Genomic DNA, 21,392 nt, shown 5'->3' on the forward strand with positions numbered 1-21,392 from the left:
GCAGCCGGGGTCCGAGCTAGACGTCGAGCGTCCCTACTTGCGTGCTGCACACGTTCAGCCGGACGGACTGGTCGTGCATCTCGACGACGACCAGGTCATGTGGTTCCGCCCAGGCGAGCTACGGGCCCTCGACCTGCAGCCCAACGACGTGGTCATCGTGGAGGGTGGCGCCGGATACGGACGAAGCGGGTTGATCCGCGACGGACACTCCGGGTGGGGTTTCCAGAACTCGATCGTCCGAGTTCGACCGTTCCCGGATCTCAGCCACGGACCCTTCGTGGACTACGCCCTCCAGTCAGCATTGGCGGAAGGTCGCATCGCACTCGTCGCCAGCACTGCTACGATTCCCCACTTCACCGCCGAGAAGGTGGCTGCCTTCCCCATCCCCCGCCCTCCTCTCGTCGACCAGCGGGCAATAGCCGACTATCTGGACCGCGAGACCGCGGAGATCGACCTGCTCATCGAGAAGCAGACCGCGCTGATCGACCGGTTGCGGGAGCGGCGGAGGGCCATGATCTCGTCAATGGTTGTCGGGGGGTCGTCGACCGTGGGCGGCAGTCAAGAACGGCCAGTGGCCCTAGACCAGCAGCTCAGCGCGCTCCCGTCCGGATGGGGTCGTGTTCGGTTGTCAAGGCTGGCGACCTCGCCTGTCACCGCAGGAGTGGACTTCTCGGCCGCCATGTTGTCCGAAGGTCACATCCGCTACGTCCGTACTACTGACATCGCCACCCTGGCATCACTCACAAGCGCCGATAAGGCTGTGGGCATCACTTACGAAATGGCGGGGACGTCTCTGGTGCGGCGCGACGATCTCCTATTCACAAGGTCAGGGTCGCTGGGCACGTCCTACCTGCACCAGTCCGATGAAGTGATGGCGTACGCGGGCTATCTCGTGCGCCTGCGGCCAGACACCGGTCGGTGCTTGCCCAGGTTCCTGGGATGGTGGTCGCAGAGCGATGACCACTTAGACCAGATTGCGGTGGGAGCGACGCGCTCGACCATCGAAAACTTCAGCGCAAGCAGGTTCTCGGCCATGCGCGTGCCGCTGCCACCTCTTGAGGAGCAACAACGCATCGTGAACCACCTGGACCACGAGACTGCCACGAACGACGAGGTGATCGCCAAGACGGCGCGCTTCATCGAGCTGACGAAGGAGCGTCGGTCGGCGTTGATCACAGCAGCAGTGACCGGGCAAGTCGACGTGACGGGCAGAGGGGCGGCGTGATGGCACAGCACAACGAGAAGCCGTTCGAGGACGAACTGTGCGCCTATCTGGCCGCGCGTGGGTGGTTGTACTCGCCGAACGATGACGGGTATGACCGGGGGCGGGCGCTGTTCCCGGAGGATCTGTTGGGCTGGTTGGAGGACACCCAGCCTGTGACGTACGCGGGCATTGTGAAGCCGTCGATGTCGGAGAAGGAGGCCCGCGGCGCGCAGGACAAGATCCTGGACCGGGTCGTGAAGGTGCTGGACACCCCGTTGACCTCAGACGGTGGGACGTTGAACCTGTTGCGGGGCGGGTTCAAGGTCGGCACGTCGAAGCGGTTGGACATGTCGTATCCCCGGCCGGCGACATCGTTGAACCCGAAGGCTGCCGAGCTGTACGGCAGGACCCGGGTTCGGGTGATGCGGCAGGTTCACTTCGCCACGGCCGGGAACCACACGGTCGACATGGTGCTGTTCATCAATGGGCTCCCGGTGGCGACGGTGGAGCTGAAGACTGACTTCACCCAGAGCGTCGACGAGGCGATGGCCCAGTACCGGCGACGAGACCCGCGGTCCTCTCCTCTGTTCGGATGGGGTACTCGTGCGGTGGTGCACTTCGCGGTGTCGAACGCCGAGGTGTGGATGACCACCAAGCTCGCAGGCCCTGACACCCGGTTCCTGCCGTTCAACCGTGGTGATGACGGCCATGCCGGGAACCCGCGCCACCCGGGCGGTTCAGACACGGCCTACCTGTGGGAGCGAGTGTGGGACAAGGACACCTGGCTGGACATCATCCTGCGATTCGCACACGTTGAGACGTCGACCCACCTGGACGCCAACGCCCGACCGGTGAAGTCCTCGACGTTGATCTTCCCGCGATTCCACCAGTGGGAGGCAGTCACCGAGGTCCTGGCCGATGCCCGGACCAACGGTGCCGGCCAGTCGTACCTGATCGAGCACTCGGCCGGGTCCGGCAAGACGCGCACGATCGCCTGGACCGCGCACCGGTTGCTGTCTCTGCACGACGAAGCCGATCAGAAGATCTTTGACTCGGTGATCGTGGTGACCGACCGGACCGTGCTGGATGACCAGTTGCAGGCCGCGGTTAAGCAGATCGAGCGGACCACCGGCACGGTCCTGGCGATCGACCGCAAGGCCTTGGGCGCACACGGTGCCACGTCCAAGTCCCAGTTGCTGCAGCATGGCCTGCTGGGTGGCCGCAAGATCATCGTCGTCACGCTGCAGACTTTCCCGGCCGTCCTAGAGCTCCTGAACGACGACAGCACGTTGGCCGGGCGCCGGTACGCAGTCATCGCCGACGAAGCCCACTCCTCCCAAACAGGTTCCGCGGCAACGAAGCTGAAGAAGGTTCTGACACCCAGCGAGCAAGCCGACCTGGATGACGGCGGCGAGGTAGACACCGAAACCCTGCTGGCCGCCGAGATGGAGGGACGGGCACGACCGGAGCACATCAGTTTCCTGGCGTTCACCGCGACCCCGAAAGGCAAGACGCTGCAGCTGTTCGGCCGGCCCGGTGAGGACGTCGACGAGCGAGGCAACCCGATCCCCGTCTCGTTCCACCTGTACCCGATGCAGCAGGCCATCGAAGAGGACTTCATCCTCGACGTGTTGCGGAACTTCACGAACTACGACACCGCGTTTCAACTGGCCATCAAGGTCGAACAAGGCGACATGGTCCTGACCGGTCACGACCCGGACGACGACACCGTGTTGGTCGATCAGCACGCCGCCACAAAGGGCCTCATCCGGTGGGTGAAGCTGCACCCGACGAACATCGCTCAGAAGGTCCAGATCATCGTCGAGCACTACAGGGCCAACATCGCCCACCTGCTCGATGGCAAGGCCAAGGCCATGGTGGTGACCGACTCCCGCAAGGCCGCCGTCCGCTACAAGACCGCGATGGACGCCTACATCACCAAGATGGGCTACAAAGGCCTGTCCACGCTCGTCGCCTTCTCGGGTGACGTCGACGACCCGGAGACCGGACCGAACCCGTTCACCGAAGCCAACATGAACCCTGGGGTCACAGGCAACCTGGCCGCCGCGTTCGCCACCGACGGCTTCCAGGTGATGATCGTCGCGAACAAGTACCAGACCGGGTTCGACCAGCCCCTGTTGTGCGCCATGTACGTGGACCGGCAGCTCTCTGGGGTGACCGCGGTGCAAACCCTGTCCCGGCTCAACCGGACCTTTCCAGGCAAGTCCGACACCTACGTGCTGGACTTCGTCAACAGCGAGGAAGAGATCCTGGAGGCGTTCAAGCCCTACTACGCCGGCGCCGAACTGGCCGCGGTCACCGATCCAGACCTGATCCACGACTTGCAGGGCAAACTCGACGCCTCTGGCATGTACACGACCGAGGAGGTGGACGCGGTCGTCGACGCCTGGGTGCGCCAGAAGGGCAACAACGCGATCACCGGTGCGCTGGGCCCGATCGTGCACCGCTTCCGGTCCGACTATCAGACCGCCATGCAACGCGAGGACAAGGCCCGCCTGGACGAGCTGGACCTGTTCCGCAAGGACCTGCGCAGCTTCATCAACCTGTACGACTTCCTGTCCCAGATCGTCGAGTTCGGCGACACCGAGCCGTTCCGCCGCTCGATCGCCTACCGACTGCTCGAGCCGCTCATCCACGTCCGCAACCACAGCGAGATCACCGACCTGTCTGGCGTGGATCTGGTCGCCATCACCCAGAAGCACAAGAGCACCTCTGACCTGGTCATCGAGGAGACCAAACCAGTCCGCCCCGTTACTGCGGCTGGTTCGGGCACCGTCCGGGAGATCAAGAAGGGCCCGTTGGCGGAGGTCATCGAGCGGCTCAACGAGATCTTCGGCGGCGAGGACTTCAGCACCGACCAGCAGGAGACCTGGCTGGAAGGACTCATCCGGTCTCTCATGAGTGACGAGCAGGTCCGCGAACAGGCTGAGCACAACAGCAAGGGCCAGTTCCTGGCAAGCCCCACCCTGCGCACCAAGGTCCTCCTCGCCGTCTTCAAGAACCAAGCCGCGCACGAGAAGATGAGCCAGATCATCCACCAAGGCGGCCAACCCGAAAAGGTCCTGGTCGAGATGCTCGGCGAACTGATCCACCACCTGGTACGCGAAGAGTAGGACGACGTCGATGGCTGAAGGAGTCGAGGTCCCATCTGGAGAGGTGCTTCCAATGCGTCATGTGTTGGGCCGCGGCCTGCCAGAGGGGTTCCCTGCCCCAGTGTTGGGCGAACAACCGCATGGGCTCGACGTCCGTCATGTTGACCCCGAGGGTTGGACCGGCGACGGGCCGATCGAGGACCGCGCGGTAGCGCCACCTTTGGAGTGGACCGAGGCACACCGCATCCTGATCCTCGACGCCTACAACCGAAAGTGGGCTCGCTACCTCGAGGACGGCCAAAGCCACGAGATTGAATGGCCGCCGACGGCCTACCTATGGACGCCAGGACACGCGATCGAGCCAATCCTCTACACCTGCAACGAACACGACGAGGCAGACTGCGAAATCTGTGAGCTTGAGCCAATCCCACCTGATGAGGTGTACCCGGCAGAGTGGCGGTGGCGAGTCCAGATCGAGGTCTACCGCTGGGAAGGGACTTCCGGTGTCCGTGAAGAGGTCGAAACATTCGAGTTCATGACCACCCTCATGGACCCGCGCGAGGTCGACTACACCTGACATCGTCCCAACAAGCGAGGCATGGTTCGAAACCGGGCGCCAGTGAGCGAGCTGGCGTTCGAACTCGCCCTCCCCGAGCTATGAATCCAGCAGGTGATGACGGCCCCTGTCTGAGACCTGGCGATCGACACCGCCCAGGTGCTCGGGCAGTCCATCGCGGTGATGGCCAGGCCAGGGACTGCTGTTCCCAGCTCACTTGGACGGGTGGCCCTAGGCTCCCACCCAGACAGTGCGGCCGAGGAGGAAGATCATGAGCGATGCCGAGGAACCCGACTGGTTGGACGCGCTGAGAGACCAGTTCGCCGGCATGGTGACGGTCACCCACTCAGCAGAGCAGCGAGGGCCTCGACTTCGATTCGCCCTGCCGGGGGGCCGGCATGGTGGAGCGGAGATCTCGTTGAGCGCGGTCGTCGACGAGCCGTACATAACAGTCGACGTGACCCCGCTCGAGCACTGCACCATCCGCGACACACCACTCAACCTCACCCTCCGTGTCGTCGGTGGAGGTCACGGCCACCTACTGGACCTAACGTTGGCAAGCTCAGTTCACGGCCCGGTCCAACTCGATGGTGCTGCCGATGGGATTCGCCTAACCGTTGAGAGTGGCGCGGAGACAGACATTGCTGTTGCTAGGGGCTTCGTCCGACCACGCAAGGACGAGACGTTCAGCTGCCCTCTGACATTGGCCGGTGGTGAACTGGGCAGTGGCACCTACGGCGTTGTGCGCGCAGGTGGTTCGGCTGCATTCAGTACCGAGCGGTTGATGCTGACGATCGACACCCTTGAACTGCTAGGAGACTCGACCTTCGAACTTCCTCAGTCTGGCGCAACGATCGACATCTCGCGGCTCCACTCCCAGTCAACAGGACACTCGCTGACGGTGACCCACGCGGGCGCAAGCAAGAAGAAGCCGCCAAACCCCAATATCCGCCTGAGCCTCAGCACCGTGGAGTCAGTCAGGGTGGCAGGCGGCGCCGAGGTGCAGGTGACGCTCAAGGGTCCGCTCACGGAAGCGACTTTCGCGGGGCAGCTGGAGGTGACTGTTCCCGTCCGGACAGCGATTGACGGTCCGGCCTTTGAGAAGCACGGCGGCAAGTTGCCACGGCTGGTAGCTCAACCCAGATCGGTCGTCAGAGGTATCAGTGGGGGTGTGGTGATCCGGGCTGCCCAACAAGCCACTCTTGAAGGGGCCGGCACAGGTTTTCGGATCGACAAACTGGAAGCCCCCACGCGACGCGGTGCTGGCGGCGAGTACTTCAAGGATGCCTACCTCCGGAACTTCCGCGTATCACCTGGGCTCCCGGGCCACTCCCTCTTAGTACAGATGGATGAAGCGCACCAGGTCGAGCCGTCCACCGCGGACCTGCCCGGCTGGGACCTTCGCTTCCCGCGCCGTAGCCGCAAGACGGGCGAAGTCGACCGACGCAATGCCGAGTTCATGCGCAAACTGTCCGAGCTCGCCGACACGAAGGGCGCATCGGGGTCGGTGCGGACCAAAGTTGGGTGGTGTGCACAGCGCCTCCGACACGAGACCACAAACGGCTGGGTCGAACGAGGTGCCCTCACCGGCTACCGGTGCTTGGGCTATGGGGAGCGACCGGGCCCGCCACTGCTGAGTTGGTTGGCGCTCTCGCTAGCCTTCACCTTCCTGCTCTGGGGACTCGGGCTTGCCTCGGTCAGCAGTTGGGGCGACTTCTTCACCGCCTGGGCAGACCGCGCCGCCAGCCCGATAGGGGCCATCGTCGGGACGGGCACAGCTGGTGAGGCGAACGCATGGCTGTACCTTGTTCGGGCCATCGTGGCCGTGCCTCTGGTAGTCGCGGCGCTCTGCCTTCGGAAGTACGTCCGCGCCGGAAAGTAGTGGAGCTCCCCGACCCACGTGCATTTACGCCTGCCTGGGGCGTTTGGTCAGCACGTCGTCCGACAGCGCGATCTCGACCCCATCGCCTCTCGTCACCCTTGCTTGAAAGAAGTCACGGTCGAAGGCCCCCACATCGAGGCCCGCGTCGTAGAGCCGGCGCGCTGCCTCCAGCAAGGTCCACACGATATGAGCGTCACGGGCCGCGGCGATACATCCGCGCTCGTTTGTGGTTACCTGGAGCACCGACATCCCGTCCTGTCGAGGGAACTGCGAAAGTGCGTGGGCCACCTCTTCGTCCAGGTAGGTAGCGGAGGAACTCAGGTCACTCAAGGCGCGGGGGACGGCCAGCTCGACCACCGTCCTGAACATGTTGGCGCGGTCCGGGCCGAAGAACGTCCTGTTCGGATCCATTCCTCCTTCGTTGATAAGGGCCTCCATCCGCTGCTCAATCTTGGAGGCTAATCGCTGTAGATCGCCCTGATTCCAGGGGTCAAGCTTGTACCCCAACGCCGCGGCTGCCGTCTGATAAGGGTCCAGCAGTCCAGGACCAGGGGTCAGAAGCACCTGGAAAGTTTGGCGATGGAACTCGTATGTGGACCGACGACGGCGCCTCGCGGGCAGCTCGACGATCAGCCAGTGGAAGATCGTTGCGCCGATCAGTGCGTAGGTCACGTTTCGAGTGACCTCTCCAACCGCCGCAGCACCAGGCAGGACCTCAGGGAAACGCCGGGCCAGTTCGATGGCGAAGACCGAACCCAGGAGCACCGCCAAGGTGAGAGCCGGTCTACGCAGAGGCAGGACAGCAAGTGCTCTGAGTCGTTGTTCCCACATGCCCGAAGTATGCGTGGGTCTGAGGCATCCCGTCCGCCGGGGTACAGGACGCGCGGACGGCTTGTGCATCGAAGGCGGCTTTAGCTGGCTGACCGTCCTCCAGTCAGGGCGATCAGCGACATCCACGGTCCTGCCAGGTGTCAGGCGCTAACGCCCACCGCGGGTCAACTGGTGGAGACCACTCTGCGCCATTCCCTGCATGGCGGTATAGTGCTCCGCACCAAAGACTGCCCGGTGTTCGGCGTCAGGCCGCGCGGCCAACGCCTGCCTGTACGTATGGACATGGACGAGGACGATCCTGGAGACTGCCTCGTCGATGTCGCGGCCGACCACGTGGAGGGGTGCGGGCGGAGGCCCCCCGGGAATCGGGTTGCCGTTGGAATCAAGTAGGAAACTCCACGCGTACCAGAACCCGTCGATGACCATGTAAAGGGTCTCGGTTATTCCGGGGTACGTGTGGACGACGACCGCTCGGTCGCGCTGCATATCGACTAGGCCGACGTCCCAGAACGAACAGAGAGGTCCCAACTTCTCGACGAGTCGCTTGAGCTGCCTCTCTGAACTTCCGAACATGGGAAGCAGACTACTTGGCCCTCCCGGGAGTCTTCCACGACGGTGTCTGTCCGTTGGGGTACACCCGGCCGATCCACACCGACCGCCAGTGTCACCACCGTCCAATAGGGTCCGGTCAGAGCCAATGAGACACATCTGATCGGGAGGTCTAGACATGACGGGGCAGATTGTCGCGTACGTCCGGGTGAGCAGCACCGACCAGCGGACTGACCGCCAGGACGTCGGGCAGGTTGGGCGGCTCTTCGAGGATCACGTGTCCGGCGGCAGCACTGACCGGCCGGCGTTCCTCGAGATGATGGGCTACCTGCGGGACGGCGACACCCTCCGGGTCTGGTCCATGGATCGCCTGGCCCGCTCACTGCTCGACCTGGTGACCACTGTGCAGGACCTGGTCGGACGTGGCGTCACCGTCGAGTTCATCTCCGAGCGGCTGATCTTCAAACCCGGTGCGGACGACCCCTACGCCACGTTCCAGCTCCAACTACTCGGATCTGTCGCTGAGCTCGAGCGGGCACTGATCCGGCAGCGGCAACGCGAAGGCATCGAGAAGGCCAAGGCGCGCGGGGTCTACCGGGGACGGGCACCGAAGCTGGCCGCCGAGCAGGTTGCCAAGGCGCAGGCCCGAGTCGCCGCTGGGGTCCCGAAGGCCCGTGTGGCGAGGGAGCTGGGGTGCGGCCGGGCGACGCTGTACCGCGCGCTGGAGTCCGCGGGTGTCTGACGAGCCTCTAATCGGTATGCCCACACCGCTCTCCGACGAAGAAATAGACGGCGTAGACGCGCAGTGCCGTCGCGCCATGGCCTACTGGTCGCACCTTGGCATCCCGCCGCTCGCTCCCCTTGCACTCCAGGCCGCGCCGGGGAGCTCTACCGCGGCTCACCTTGCCGACATGCACCTTGAGGGGACCCTGAGAACGCTGAACCCCGCGGTGCTCGCGTGGCGCTCCCTCGGCAGCGCGGGCGAACATGCAGGTCTCGCTGAGCATGTGCACTGGGCAACGTCGGGCGGGGTGGTGCATCGCCCGCAGATGTCCCTGGCTCGGACTACCATGTTGGGTGCAGCCAGGGCCATCTACGTGCTGGAGCCGGAGAGCCTGGATGAGCAACGCGTGCGGGCTGCGCAACTGGCGAACCAGGAGGCTCGGGACGCACAGAAGATTCTCGACCAGTGGAGTGACACCCCCTACGTTCGGGAGAGAGTCTTCGCCACGTTGGCTGACCAGCTCGTCGGACTGGCCGATGGAGCGGCCGAGATACTGCGACAGGCCGGCCGCCCCCCGGGCAGCCACGTTTCCGAGAGCGAGCTGCTTCGCAAGGTGCAGCACACGGTGAAGGACAGACTCGCGTGGCCGGACTCAGCCGTCCTGAGTTTCTGGTCCCTCGCCTCAGGTACCTCCCACGCCCGTTCCTGGGTGTGGGAGAGCGAGCTCCAGTCACCCGCCGAACATTTTGTTGGTGTGTGGTCAATCCCCGTGGCCTTCATGGAGCAGGCGTGGACACTGTGGAACAAACGGCGTGGGCTGGACATCCCGCCGCCTACCCCACCCGAAGACTGGGAGCCTGATCGGTCCTCTTGGGGTCCACTGCCAGGCAGGAGTCTCTGGCTTGGGGCACCGGGAACGGACGATCTGGGAGATCTTGACGCAGACCCTCCACCATGTAGCCCGAGCCCTAGATCCTGACACCCGCGTGAATCGCCATTATCGAGCGTGTCGGCCCGAAAAACCCTCTTCACTCGCTAGCGTTCGGCCATGTCCACCCACCGCCGGCTCACTGGTCGCACGCTTGGCGCATTGGCCGCTTCCCTGCTTCTCATCGGCTGCTCAGGCGGTGACGACGATCCCAGCACGCCTGGCGAGGACGTTGCCGGTGCCATGCCGCCCGCCGTTGGCCCGGCGTACGACGACGCCGCGGAGGTTCTCGACATCCTCAGAGATGCCGGCCTGCACGACCCAGAGTATGAGCACCAGTGCAGCGAGGAGATGTCCGTCAACATGGCCGGCTTTGGCACGGCCAGGTGCATCGTCAGGGAGGAAGACATGGCCGTTGGCGTTTCCAGCAACATAATCGAAGTGCACGTCTATGCCGATGAGGAGCACGCGCGAGAGTTCATGGTCGGCCAGAGTGTCCCGTACTGGCATGGGAACGGATACTTCATCACGGCGCCAAGCGAGGACCTCCTGGAGCGGGCCGAAGAGGTGATCCTCGCCCACCACGCCACTGGCTAGAGGGCAGGACAGTTCGGCAAGGCAGAACAAGGGCCGGCGGCGGTCAGGATGAGCCGCCGCAGCGCGCCCGGCCAAGGAGCCGCCAAGCACCGCGCTACAGGTCGGGTATCAGCGCACCGCCCGGTAGACCGTCGCGCGGCTCACTGCCAGGATCGCAGCGACCTCGCTCACTGGCTGGCCCTTCTCGATCCGTGTCTTGGCGTCAGCGACCTGCTTGGCGGTCAGGGCACGGGGACGACCACCACGCTGGCCCGGTCCTCGAGCAGCCAGAGCCTCCTGGGTGCGGGCAGCGATCAGTGCAGCCTCCATTTCAGCGAAAACCCCGCCCACCTGCAGCATGGCTCGGCCCATCGGGGTGCTGGTGTCGATGCCGTGGTCCAGCACCCGCAGTGACGCCCCGACCTGCTCTGTGGCCTCCATGACCTGCACCAGCCCACTGAGCCGTCGGGCGATCCGGTCAACGCGCGTGGTGACCAAAACGTCACCCTCCCGCAGCGTCCTGATCGCCTGCTCGAGCTGCGGACGAGGCTTCTTGCCGGACACCTTCTCGGTGTAGATGTGCCGGTCTTCGACGCCCGCCCCACGGAGGGCCAGGACCTGCGTGCTGAGGTCCTGACCCTCCGTGGACACCCTCGCGTATCCGATAAGCGTCATCGGGGCTCAAACCACCGGAACGTCAGGTTGACCCGGGGCTCACTGACCCGGGCCCGCTTCGGAACGCTGTGCTGCCAAGCGGACTGGCTGTCGTCTCGCATCACGACCAGGGACCCGTGCTCCAACGGGACGGACTGCTTGACGGTCTTGCCGTCCTTCCGGCGCAACACGAAGTCACGGACACTGCCTAGCGAGATAGACGCGATAGTCGGCGTTGGTCCCAGCTCCGGCTCGTCATCGCTGTGCCATGCGATGCTGTCCTGCCCGCCGCGGTACAGGTTGAGCAGCACCGAGTTGTAGCGAGCCCCGGTGTCGGCCGCCAGTCGGTCACGCAGGTCGGCCAGCTCGGGCGTCCAGGGCTGTGCCTCCTGGGTCGAGCCGGAGAAGACGTAGTTGGCGTCGCCCACCCAGCAGATCAGTCGAGGCATCGGGTTGGTGCGCCCCATGATGGTGATGGTCTTGGTCTGCCACGGTGTCGTCTGGGTCAGGTGGTCCAGCAGCCGGTCAGCCTCGTCGGTGCCCAGGTAGCCGGGCATGTAGTCGATCGGTGCGGTGATGGTCGCAGTCATTGGTCTCCCCTTCCAGTGGAGCCAGGACCCGGGGCGAGTTCTCACCCGCCCCGGGTCTGTGTTGGCTGGGTCAGGCGGCGACCAGGCCGTCGAACTTGAGGCTGGCCATCTCGTTCGTCACTGCGGACCGCCACTCGTCGGAGTCGCAGCTGACCTGACGCGCCGTCTCCTGCCAGCACGTTCCGTCAGGCTCCACCTCATCCGCGCAGCCGTGGGGGCTGAGGCTGCAGCTGGCGCTCATCCAGTCGTCGTACTCCGTGCGGGCGGCGTTCTCGTATGAGCTGGCGACGAAGATGGTTGCGTGACGGTTGGTTCGCTCACCCAGCCGCTTGTGCTCACGCTGGACGGCTTCGACCCACCGCGGGTCGTCGGCGGTGACCTCGATGCGAGTCACACCAGCTTCGTAGCAGCCGTCTCCGTATGCCTCATCGAAGTCGGTCTCCACGAAGCTGGTCTCGCCGGTCGGGGCGTACTGCCAGAGAGTCGAAAGGTACATCTGGTTCTCCTAGTTCGTTGGGTGTACTTGCTGGTCGTCGGGCTGTGCGTTGCGTGTCATCTGCGGTTTCGTGTCTATCGCCCTATGCTGAATTCAGTGTAGCAGAACTCAGTGAGTTGTGAGAAATCAAAGGCTTACCCGTATCGGACGTCTCAAAACTCGGCGGTTCCCTATACCTGTGCCACCTGTTTCCGGGCCAGGTCCACGTCGCCCAACCGACCGGTTCTGGACAGGGTGCAATCACCGTCCCCGGGACACTGCACCTACGCGTAACGGGGCTAGCGCCTTGACGTCAGCTGGCGATAGAGTCGCGCGCACGAGCGCTGCTCCCACCCCCAGGGTCCTAGGACCCGACCGAACTGTCTCCAGCATGTCGACGTCGCTACCTCGTCAGGTAACCCGTCCCTACTGAGAGACTGAAAGGGGTGAGCGTTATGGACGGTTCACTGGCACTGCTGGCTGTAGTCATCCTGCTCATCGCGGTCGTTCTCCGGTCGTGAAAACGGGCGCAGCGCTCGAGGGGTCCCCGGAGAGGTCCGGGGACCCCGATTCAGCGCGGCGAACCGCCCAACAGAGTCCAGGCAGCCACTCCGAAGTCGTAGGCACAGGGGGCACGGAGCCCAGTCACATGCCGCCCGTCCCCGTAACCGCTTCGATGATCTAATACGCCCATGACACAGCCCCACACGCCCCGAGACCCGAGGCTTCAGGGCGTCCTGTTCGTGCCGCTCGTCGTCTCGGTGCTGATCGCCCTGGCTCTCGGCGCTGGGGTCATCGTTGGCGCCTACTGGCTCGTCAAGCAGTACCTGGGGATCGACGACGAGCCCTTCTCGCGGGCTCAGGCGGCAACCGCGGCGTTCGCGACAGCAACCGCTGCGGGCGCCGTTGTGGCCCTCGTCGTAGGTGTGCGCAAGCAGGGGTTATCGGAACAGGTCGCACGCCGGGAGCTCACATCAGCCTTCACCGAGCGATTCCGGGCAGCGGCATCCCAGCTTGGCGGCGACCCCCCGGCAGAGAGAATCGCCGGCGTCTACGCGATGGCGGCGTTGGCCGACGACTACCCCACCCGAGCTCAGCAGTGCGTGGATGTCCTCTGTGGGTATCTGCGGTTGCCGTTCGATCCAGAGAGCAACACCCTGGCGAGCGGGTCTATCGACACGACCCACACCTTCGCTGACGGCAAAACCGTGGCGATCCACCGAGGGATCGCTGCACGGCCCTTTGATCAGCAGGTCCGCGAGACGATCGTGACCGTCATCCGCAGCCACCTCGGCATGTCCCCGGTGCAGGAGAGCCTGGTTGGACGCATCACGGGGAAGATTCGCAGTGACAGCATGGGTGCGTGGGCAGATCTCGACTTCGACTTCGCCGGCGCACACCTTCACAACGCAAAATTCACTGCCATGGCCTTCCCCGGACACATCAACTTTAGCGGAACAATCTTCTCCGGAAGGACCGACTTCGGCCTCGCAACCTTCTCCGGACACACCAACTTCGACCTTGCAACCTTCTCCGGACACACCAACTTCGGCCTCGCACGCTTCTCCGGAGACACCGACTTCAAGGAGGCAACCTTCTCCGGAGGCACCGACTTCAAGGAGGCAACCTTCTCCGGACACACCAACTTCGGCCTCGCACGCTTCTCCGGAGACACAAACTTCGACCTTGCAACCTTCTCCGGACAAACGGACTTCGGAGGGGCAACCTTCTCCGGACACACCTACGTCGTCGACGCGACCTTTTCCGGGCGCACCAACTTCGATCAGGCGAGGTTCAGCGATGTGAGAGTTCACTTCGATAGCCCGCATCCGGCAGAGGGTGCACGGATCACGGGACTCAGGGAACCAATCCTGGTGGGGTCAGCGTCCATCACGAGCGACGGCAAGCCGTTCCGCGGTTGGCCGCCTGAGGATCCTGAGGACTCGCCCACAGACGTTGAGTGAACCGAGCGGGGCAGTAGTCAGCGGCGTGTACTCATAGTCGATGTCCAGGTGCCCGAGCAGATGACCGAGCTGGGCACCACCACGATCGGCCAGTGGGCTGCCAAGTCAGCCAGCGGCACCGTCGCGGTACTGTCGCGGTCGTGACCTGGTTCTCGATGCCGGATGGACCGGCACACGTCCTGCAGACTGCGCCACGACCCGCGAGCTGGAATCGCTCGACCCATCCCGACCAGCTCAGGTTGCGCCGTTACCTGGATGACACGCGCGAGGTCCTGGTCGGCCGCATCCCCAGTCAGCCGTGGGCTCTTCATCTCAACGTCGCTATCAGCCCACCCCAGCAGCTCACGCACAGTGCCGACCTGGACAACTATCTGCTCCCGATCGCTGGCGCTCTCGACAACGGGCAGCTCGTCAGCGTTTGGGGCACCAAGCACGAAGGCGGCTCGTCGACCATCACCGTCGCGCCTGCAGCGCCCACACCCGCGCCCGACTGGCAGGTCTGGTCCGGATCCACGACTGCCTCGGCCGACACGGTTGCCTACAAGGTCCAGGTCCGGGAGTTCGTGGCCGACGCCGAACTGCTGCCCCCAGGTCCCGTCGCGCTGCAGATCGTCTTCACCGTTGGGCCTCGGCGCAACTGGATGAACCTGTGGAAGCCGACGATCGACGCCCTGGACCCGCTCCTCGGCCGCGTTGATGCTCACCGGGCCTGGCACCCACAGGACGGGCGGATCACCGAGCTTGGGCTCCACAAGGTTGTGGATCCCGAACTGCGCCACGATGTCCGCTTGCAGATCGCCGCCCGCTCGATCGGCAACTGACCAGCCGCGCAGTCGCAGGCAGGATGCAGTCTGCGGGTCAGTTACGCTTCCGCAGGAGTCCAGTGATGCCAGCCACGAAGAGAACCGCCAACAGCCAGCTTGCCGTCTTCAACAAGGTGAGAACGACCTGTATCCAAACCGCAGCCGGCGCCCACACGTTGTTGGTCGCCGTGGCAGCCCCAGGAAGCATCGTCTCAAGCGCCACCACCAGAGGGTTGGGACCCGTGGCTCCCGCCACCGCCGCTGGGTCGACCGTAAGGATGAAGGCGCTGTCCGGGGCAATGAGCGTTACCACGTAGGCCGCAATACCTACACCGAACAGCCAAGCCAACGCCCAGAACGGGTGGTAGCCGTACCGGACGGTCCCTCCGTAGAAGACTTGACGCAGCCACCGTGCCGGGGCCTTCAACCTCTTCGTTGCCCGCTTTTCCATCTCGACCCGTACCAGCCGCGCGTGACCAGGCTGTCCGGCGCGGTCGTAAAACGCAGCGACCTCCGCCCAGGGCTGCGCCGAGAACTCAGGACTGCTCGACAGCCACCGCACAAAAGCCTTGGGGTCGTTGCGCAGCGGTCCGTGCACTTCCCCCAATGTCCACCCCGCAGCCGTCAATGTTGGCCAGTGGTCCATGCCCTCCGCATAGCCGACAGTCAGCGATCGCAGGTCGGCGTTCGTGAGATTAACCAGCCCACCCCAAGCCTCGCGTGCCGGGCTCAAGAATAACTCCGAGACTTGCGCTCCCGCCAGGTTCAGCGCATATCCCTCGCCATCATTGTCCAGCGCTGCCTCCTCTAGATCCAGTTGGCCCTCCACGCGCATCCCGAGACCCCGCACCCCACCGACCGCTTTCAGACCCTGCGCGAACACGCCACCGGCGACTTCCCCCCCATCCAGAGCCAGTGCGTACCCCTCGCCACCGTTGTCCAACACCGCACCCTGCAGGTGCAGTTGGCTCCCCATTCGCATCTCGAGGGCCCGCACCCCACCGACCGCCTTCAGACCCTGCGCGAACACGCCACCGGCGACTTCCCCCCCATCCAGAGCCAATGCGTACCCCTCGCCACCGTTGTCCAACACCGCACCCTGCAGGTTCAGTTGGCCCTCCACGCGCATCCCGAGACCTCGCACCTCACCGGTGGCCTTCAGCTCAGGTGCGAACACGCCATCGGCGACCTGCGCCCGCTCCAGGTTCAGCGCACTCCCGTCGCCACCGTTGTCCAGCACCGCACCCTGCAGGATCAGTTGACCATGAACACGCATCCCGAGGGCCCGCACCTCACCGGTGGCCTTCAGACCCTGCGCGAACACGCCACCGGCGACCTGCGCCCGCTCCAGGTTCAGCGCGCTCCCGCCGGCACTGTTGCCCAGCACCGCACCCTCAAGGTTCAGTTGGCGCCCCACTCGCATCCCGAGGGCCCGCACCTCACCGGTGGCCTTCAGATCAGGTGCGAACACGCCACCGGCGACCTGCGCCCCATCCAGAGCCAGCGCGTACCCCTCGCCACCACTACCCAGCGCCGCACCCTGCAGGATCAGTTGACCATGAACACGCATCCCGAGCGCCTGCACCCCACCAGTCGCGCTGAGGTGAGACGCTCCGAGGTCGCTTCTCGTCACTTCGACCTTGTCCAAGCGCAGTCTTGGCACGCAGCCACCCGTCAGGCTTAGGTGCGGAAGAGTCATAGCTTCAAGAGTCGGCGGACTCTCGAAGTGGCTGTAGGTGATACACAGGGGAAACCGGATAGTGACACGCGCGAGATCGAGGACGCCAGCAATCACAGCCCCGTGGATCCGCAGGCCGCGGGGGTCCACGACGAGGTCCGGGTCGAGCAGAACACGCCGTATTGACTCCGCCGGGATACGTGCACCCGCCGGATACGAACTGACAATCGGCAACTTCCACCCATCGGGCAGGTGCGGCGAGGCAACCAAAGGATGTGGAAGGTCGGGCGCACCATCAAGCTTCGCAAGGTCAAGGACGACTCCAGCTTCGGCGCATTCACGCAGCCGCAGGGCCCAACGCTCGACCTCGTTCGCAGAAGTCCCTTCGACATCGCCAGCAGTCATGCGGGCATAGTGCCAGGAAGTGACGTCGGACTCAGCCATCGCCGCAGGCTAGAACTGGCGTGCGCATGACCAACCGGCCGTGATGTCTGTTGGTCAACCATCGCCGCCGCGCCTGTAGTACCCAGCCCGCCCGGTCTCGGTGGATGACTGACCGTCACCCTGACCGACGTCGCGCTCGGCCTTGAATCCGGGCCCGTGCGCACTTCGGACACTTCGACCCTTTACTCGTCCGGCTCACCACCTGCGTCTGCCAGCTGTGGTCGCACTCCGGGCACCGCCACCAAACCCGCTCGGTGCTGCTAGCGCTGACCTGGTCCGGAGTCAGGTCGTTACGCTCACGGTCCCACTCGACGATCAGCAGCGGATGGGTCTCGACTATCGACGGGCCGGGCCTACTCGACCGTGCACAATGTGGGCAGCCCGCCTTCCGGTAGACCCTGTTGCCGACCGTCGACGTCCAGACGTGGCGGCAGGCCGAGCAGGTCCACTCGACGCGCCGGTTGGACCCCAACGTCACCTGGTCGGCGGTGAACTCGTTGGCGGGACTCCACTCAGCGGCGAGGTCGGGTCGTCCAGAAGCGACCGTCGGCTGGGGCTGCTGAGGCACCACCCGACCGTAACCCACCCGCTCAGCAACTCGACTGGGCCTCGATTGCCCCACGAGCACGTTCCACGGCGCGTCCGGCGTCAGCCAGGGCCTCATCCGGGTTGACCGTCCCGAGCCCGTCGCGCACATCCAGTAGTTCCGTCAGTCTGTCTGCGGGGACCAGAGACCCACCCAGCAACTCGGTGACTTCTGCACCAAGGCGGCGCTCATCAGCTGGAATCGGCTGCTGACCGTGGGCGTGCAGAACGGCGACGTGCGCCATGACGACGACCGACGCGGACAGGCTGACTGCGGCGGACGGGTCTGTTTGGCGGACGCTTCTAGCGGTCTCCAGCATCCGGTCGGCTCGGGCCAGCAGATCCTGCTCCGACATCGCGCTTCTCCTCACCTCGTAGACATCAAACCCGCAGGTCAGAACGGGAGTACGCTGACCAACATGCCGCCATCGTGCCGACGGCGTACTCCGCCGTTGTCATCCCCGCTTCCCGTGCGGCCGACAGCGACTCGCTCAGCCGGCGCCACCCGTGACGCCGCTCCACTGACTTCCTCATTGTTGCCTCCATCCCTGAGGGGAACCGGTTGTTCCCTTTAGGCGAGACTCATCCAGGGCGCTGGTCCCTCGACAGGCCCTCGGGGAATCTGTGGACAAACGGCGATGGGCTCACGCGCTGTGCACACAGCTGAGCCCCGGCCCGCCAGAAGGCGGATCGGGGCTAACACGAAAGGCAGGCCGCTGACGGTGTGGGTCAGCCGTGGATCAACTGGCTGCTCGGCACGGCAGTGATGAGCCGGGTCTGGGTCACACACTCGTGGCCCGTGGCAGACAGAACAGTCGTAGCGCCGGGAGCACCCACACCGTCGGGGCATCGTCCCCCGAACCGCCCTTGACGCGCTCACCTCCCCACACTCACAACCCCGCCGTGAATACTCCAGGTTCAGGCCTCCGTATCCGTCCGTCCCACAGGCCACACTGCCGACCACCTGGATCTCGCTCACCCGAAGCCCCGCAGAGGTCAAGAACACCCTCGCGGTGCCGAGCCAAAGCAAGTCTCCGCCTTCACCCACCCGTACCTGCCTCAAACTCCAAACGCCGACGCTCCACCACCTTCCGGGCATCAGCCAGCGCCTCGTCCGGCTCGAGCATCTTGAGACCGTCACGCGTTTCCGATAGTGCTGTCGACCTGCCCTCAAGGATCAGCGGCTCGCAAAGCACGGCGGTGACTCCCGCACCGAGGCAGCCACAAGCCCTAGTACACCGCTCTGGAAAGTTCACTTGACATCGATCACCTCGGTATGTAGGTTCGCCGTCACGGATTCCACAAGCGGCGAGACGCTGAACTATGTGCACTGGAGGGAACGTTCGGTATGCCTGCACTCGACATTGACTATTCGACGGGCGACGGTAGCCCAGTAATGATTGGCGCCATCGCGGTGGTGGCGGTTTTGCTGCTTGGCCTTCTCACGAAAAGGGCAACAGAGAACAAGGCCCGCGCCGACCGTTCACAAGAAGCCGACAGCATCGAGTTTCGCCTTGGACTGGAAGCAAGAGCGGGCTCCTATATGGACTGCATCATCCTTGGCTCTGTGCTATTCTGCATCAGCGCCCTCGCGCCATCTATTCCATCGTGGCTCACAACATTTGTCTACCTGGTTCTAATAACAGCATCCTTCTGGATCCGTTTCGCAGTTAAGCGCGGAGGATTTCGTGGGTGAAGTTGATAACCGAGTAGGACACTTCAGGCGGAAGCGCTCCTTAACGCAAGAGCAATTGGCACAGTCCGTGGGCGTCTCACGACAAACCATAAATGCAATTGAGCGTGGGCGCTTCGACCCGAGTCTTCCACTGGCCATCCGCCTGGCCCGGACATTCGACGTAGAGATTTTGGATTTGTTCACACTAAAGACTGATCAGGAATAAGATTGCCTGGCTAGCCGACTCGCCGGGCCACCTGTCGTGGCGCGCATATTGGGAGGTGGTCGGGTTGACGTATCGCATCGAGGCGGTCGTTCCGCAATCTTCCGCTAAGCCTCAGGGGCTGGCGAGCGGAGTGCCGTGCCAGCCCCTGAGGCTTGATCCGACGGTGCTTCAGAATGGACGCGAGGATCGGCACTGGATAGTCGAACCGCCCTTGACGTCATACCACCAGAGCGTTCGCCCGGACGAGCATATTCCATTCCTAAGCACGTACGCTGTCCCTACCGCAACTGCAACCGAGGCAACACCGCAAGCTAGCCATCCGACAAATGGAAAGGCACAGATGGCTACCGTGAGTGCAGCAGCCGCACCGCTACCCAGCATCTGTTGCTCAGTAGTGTTGAAACCGATCGCAACACGGCTGCCCTTGAGCCGCACTGAGATGTTAGGCTCCATTCCCGCCTCCGAGCCCACGGTTCCGCTAACCTCACCCTCGGACGTGGACGCGGCAGCTTCTATCGCCGCGGAGCTTGGTAGGGTTAACTGCCCTTCGGGTAGAATGTATGTGTATCCTGCAATAGATCCCGCTGCGGCTACTTTCCGGGGTATGGGTGATGCCTCCAATTCCTGTAGCCCTTCAATGAAGGTCGCATGCTCAAGAAATTGCGACCCTCCAGGGTAGATCTTGTCAATTTCCTCGTCTGATATGAACTCCCCAGAGGGGTCAACAGGACTGACAACGGCAAGAGTTCGTGAGTCGTCGACTTTGCCTTCATCTGCAACAGCTGTCCCGTGCCGGATGAGGCGCTTGCTGATGCCCGGAAGGTGGTGGAGCGTCCGCGTTTGGAGTTCGAGGCAGGTACGGGTGGGTGAAGGCGGAGACTTGACTTGGCCCACCGGGCGACACGGTGGAAAGTGCCGCCGGCCCGGGAGGCACTGAAGGGGGGGCTCGAGCATCTTGAGACCGTCACGCGTTTCCGATAGTGCTGTCGACCTGCCCTCAAGGATCAGCGGCTCGCAAAGCACGGCGGTGACTCCCGCACCGAGGCGCTCATAAACTGGGCTGGGCTACCAGCCGTGGGCGTGCAGGACCGCGACGTCCGCCATGACGACGACCCGACGCCGCTAGGCTGGCTGAGGTGGTCCTCGCCTCGTAGCCATCATAATCGCAGGCCAGAACGGGAGCATGCTGACCAACATGGAGCCATGGTGCCCACGGCATACTCCGCCGTGGTCATCCCCGCCTCTCGCGCCGCCGACAGCTGCCTGCTCAGTCGCCGCCAGCCGTGACGCCGGTCCAGTGATGTCCTCATCATGTGCCTCCATCCCTCACGGGAACTGGATGTTCCCTTTGGACGAGGCTGCCGAGATGGTGCCGGTGCCCACCAGAGCGCTGACGGATCTGTGGACAAGGCAGGTGACCGAGATCTGTTGTGCACAAGTGAACCGGGCCCAGGTGGCCCCTTCGAGCACGACAAGGACCCCGTCCTGCTGAGACAGAACGTGGCCCTTGTGCTGTTTGAAGAGTCGTCTCCAGCCGTTGTGGCGCGGAGCGCTAGCCGTGGATCAGCTGGCTGCTCGGCAACGCCGTGATCAGCCGCGTGACGCACTCGTGGTCCGCAGCGGCGAGGGCGGCGCTAGCACCCGGGAGGACCCAGACCGTCGGGGTGTCGCTCACCGCATCGATGCCCTCCGGGAGCCACTCAGCGGCCCACCCTGACATGGCCTCGGCCAGGGCGCACACGCCCGGTCGCGTCCTCACCCGGTTGATCTGCACCCGCTCCGGGCCGCACACCGGGAGGGCGTCGTCGGCAATGTAAACCTGTCCGTACGCATCAGCCGGAAGCGCGAGCAGCACCTGCTGCGCGGCGACGAGGTCGCAGGTGTCAGCGAAGATGCACACCTTCAGGGAAGGACCTCGACGACGGCTCACACTTG

21 protein-coding genes are annotated in these 21,392 nt (G+C 64.3%); 10 read left to right on the forward strand and 11 right to left on the reverse strand.

What is annotated here, in order from left to right:
- Positions 1 to 73: 73 nt before the first annotated feature.
- The 4 genes from FNH13_RS17685 to FNH13_RS17700 all read left to right on the forward strand — a co-directional run bounded on the left by FNH13_RS17685 (position 74) and on the right by FNH13_RS17700 (position 6,755).
- Positions 74 to 1,225, forward strand: coding sequence for a restriction endonuclease subunit S (locus tag FNH13_RS17685; protein WP_165700167.1), 1,152 nt, complete (start codon positions 74 to 76; stop codon positions 1,223 to 1,225).
- Positions 1,225 to 4,338: a type I restriction endonuclease subunit R gene (locus FNH13_RS17690; protein ID WP_143784653.1), complete on the forward strand. Its 3,114-nt coding sequence runs from the start codon at positions 1,225 to 1,227 to the stop codon at positions 4,336 to 4,338. The genes FNH13_RS17685 and FNH13_RS17690 overlap by 1 nt, the downstream gene beginning before the upstream one ends.
- Before the next feature lie 10 nt (positions 4,339 to 4,348).
- A complete protein-coding gene (locus FNH13_RS17695) occupies positions 4,349 to 4,894 on the forward strand; it encodes a hypothetical protein (RefSeq protein ID WP_143784654.1) in 546 nt (181 codons plus the stop codon).
- Between the two features lie 250 nt (positions 4,895 to 5,144).
- Positions 5,145 to 6,755: a hypothetical protein gene (locus FNH13_RS17700; protein ID WP_143784655.1), complete on the forward strand. Its 1,611-nt coding sequence runs from the start codon at positions 5,145 to 5,147 to the stop codon at positions 6,753 to 6,755.
- 24 nt (positions 6,756 to 6,779) lie between these two features.
- Here FNH13_RS17700 and FNH13_RS17705 read toward each other — a convergent pair whose 3' ends face one another.
- Positions 6,780 to 7,427 carry a hypothetical protein gene (locus tag FNH13_RS17705; RefSeq protein ID WP_143784656.1) on the reverse strand — a complete coding sequence of 216 codons (648 nt, stop codon included), beginning with the start codon at positions 7,425 to 7,427 and terminating at the stop codon, positions 6,780 to 6,782.
- A 306-nt stretch (positions 7,428 to 7,733) separates the two neighbouring features.
- Complete coding sequence (locus tag FNH13_RS17710; RefSeq protein WP_143784657.1) at positions 7,734 to 8,159, reverse strand: hypothetical protein; 426 nt, start codon at positions 8,157 to 8,159, stop codon at positions 7,734 to 7,736.
- Positions 8,160 to 8,313: 154 nt separating this feature from the next.
- Between FNH13_RS17710 and FNH13_RS17715 the strand changes: the two genes are divergently transcribed.
- Entirely contained in the window at positions 8,314 to 8,877 is a 564-nt protein-coding gene (locus FNH13_RS17715; protein WP_143784658.1) for a recombinase family protein, read from the forward strand.
- Between the two features lie 1,030 nt (positions 8,878 to 9,907).
- Positions 9,908 to 10,384 carry a hypothetical protein gene (locus tag FNH13_RS17720; RefSeq protein ID WP_143784659.1) on the forward strand — a complete coding sequence of 159 codons (477 nt, stop codon included), beginning with the start codon at positions 9,908 to 9,910 and terminating at the stop codon, positions 10,382 to 10,384.
- 108 nt (positions 10,385 to 10,492) lie between these two features.
- On the opposite strand, the gene FNH13_RS17725 is transcribed toward FNH13_RS17720, so the two are convergent.
- The 3 genes from FNH13_RS17725 to FNH13_RS17735 all read right to left on the reverse strand — a co-directional run bounded on the left by FNH13_RS17725 (position 10,493) and on the right by FNH13_RS17735 (position 12,103).
- Positions 10,493 to 11,038: a recombinase family protein gene (locus tag FNH13_RS17725; RefSeq protein ID WP_143784660.1), complete on the reverse strand. Its 546-nt coding sequence runs from the start codon at positions 11,036 to 11,038 to the stop codon at positions 10,493 to 10,495.
- Entirely contained in the window at positions 11,035 to 11,607 is a 573-nt protein-coding gene (locus FNH13_RS17730) for an alpha-ketoglutarate-dependent dioxygenase AlkB family protein (RefSeq protein WP_143784661.1), read from the reverse strand. The genes FNH13_RS17725 and FNH13_RS17730 overlap by 4 nt, the downstream gene beginning before the upstream one ends.
- Before the next feature lie 70 nt (positions 11,608 to 11,677).
- Positions 11,678 to 12,103 carry a hypothetical protein gene (locus FNH13_RS17735; RefSeq protein WP_143784662.1) on the reverse strand — a complete coding sequence of 142 codons (426 nt, stop codon included), beginning with the start codon at positions 12,101 to 12,103 and terminating at the stop codon, positions 11,678 to 11,680.
- Positions 12,104 to 12,774: 671 nt separating this feature from the next.
- Here FNH13_RS17735 and FNH13_RS17740 point away from each other — a divergent pair.
- The gene (locus FNH13_RS17740; RefSeq protein ID WP_143784663.1) at positions 12,775 to 14,046 is read left to right on the forward strand and encodes a pentapeptide repeat-containing protein; all 1,272 of its coding nucleotides are present in this window, start codon (positions 12,775 to 12,777) and stop codon (positions 14,044 to 14,046) included.
- Between the two features lie 140 nt (positions 14,047 to 14,186).
- A complete protein-coding gene (locus tag FNH13_RS17745; protein ID WP_202878819.1) occupies positions 14,187 to 14,867 on the forward strand; it encodes a hypothetical protein in 681 nt (226 codons plus the stop codon).
- A 37-nt stretch (positions 14,868 to 14,904) separates the two neighbouring features.
- On the opposite strand, the gene FNH13_RS17750 is transcribed toward FNH13_RS17745, so the two are convergent.
- The 4 genes from FNH13_RS17750 to FNH13_RS20025 form a co-directional block, all read right to left on the reverse strand.
- The gene (locus FNH13_RS17750) at positions 14,905 to 16,971 is read right to left on the reverse strand and encodes a hypothetical protein (RefSeq protein WP_143784664.1); all 2,067 of its coding nucleotides are present in this window, start codon (positions 16,969 to 16,971) and stop codon (positions 14,905 to 14,907) included.
- Positions 16,972 to 17,086: 115 nt separating this feature from the next.
- Positions 17,087 to 17,668 carry a zinc-ribbon domain-containing protein gene (locus tag FNH13_RS20020; RefSeq protein WP_143784665.1) on the reverse strand — a complete coding sequence of 194 codons (582 nt, stop codon included), beginning with the start codon at positions 17,666 to 17,668 and terminating at the stop codon, positions 17,087 to 17,089.
- Positions 17,562 to 17,912 (reverse strand): hypothetical protein, encoded by a 351-nt coding sequence (locus tag FNH13_RS19150; RefSeq protein WP_165700169.1) that lies wholly within the window; start codon positions 17,910 to 17,912, stop codon positions 17,562 to 17,564. The genes FNH13_RS20020 and FNH13_RS19150 overlap by 107 nt, the downstream gene beginning before the upstream one ends.
- A 25-nt stretch (positions 17,913 to 17,937) precedes the next feature.
- Positions 17,938 to 18,102, reverse strand: a complete 165-nt coding sequence (locus tag FNH13_RS20025) for a DUF4244 domain-containing protein (RefSeq protein ID WP_143784666.1) — start codon at positions 18,100 to 18,102, stop codon at positions 17,938 to 17,940.
- Between the two features lie 802 nt (positions 18,103 to 18,904).
- On the opposite strand from FNH13_RS20025, the gene FNH13_RS17765 reads away from it, so the two are divergent.
- Together FNH13_RS17765 and FNH13_RS17770 are read left to right on the forward strand one after the other, a co-directional pair.
- Positions 18,905 to 19,252, forward strand: a complete 348-nt coding sequence (locus tag FNH13_RS17765; protein ID WP_143784667.1) for a hypothetical protein — start codon at positions 18,905 to 18,907, stop codon at positions 19,250 to 19,252.
- Positions 19,245 to 19,457 carry a helix-turn-helix transcriptional regulator gene (locus tag FNH13_RS17770; protein ID WP_143784668.1) on the forward strand — a complete coding sequence of 71 codons (213 nt, stop codon included), beginning with the start codon at positions 19,245 to 19,247 and terminating at the stop codon, positions 19,455 to 19,457. The genes FNH13_RS17765 and FNH13_RS17770 overlap by 8 nt, the downstream gene beginning before the upstream one ends.
- 1,157 nt (positions 19,458 to 20,614) lie before the next feature.
- Here the strand turns inward: FNH13_RS17770 and FNH13_RS19775 are convergent.
- Together FNH13_RS19775 and FNH13_RS17780 are read right to left on the reverse strand one after the other, a co-directional pair.
- On the reverse strand, positions 20,615 to 20,770 hold the full coding sequence (locus FNH13_RS19775) for a DUF4244 domain-containing protein (RefSeq protein WP_321169203.1): 156 nt from the start codon (positions 20,768 to 20,770) through the stop codon (positions 20,615 to 20,617).
- Positions 20,771 to 21,009: 239 nt separating this feature from the next.
- Positions 21,010 to 21,387, reverse strand: a complete 378-nt coding sequence (locus FNH13_RS17780) for a hypothetical protein (RefSeq protein ID WP_143784670.1) — start codon at positions 21,385 to 21,387, stop codon at positions 21,010 to 21,012.
- Between the last annotated feature and the right edge of the window lie 5 nt (positions 21,388 to 21,392).

Source organism: Ornithinimicrobium ciconiae, assembly GCF_007197575.1.
In the GTDB taxonomy this organism is placed as follows: domain Bacteria; phylum Actinomycetota; class Actinomycetes; order Actinomycetales; family Dermatophilaceae; genus Ornithinicoccus; species Ornithinicoccus ciconiae.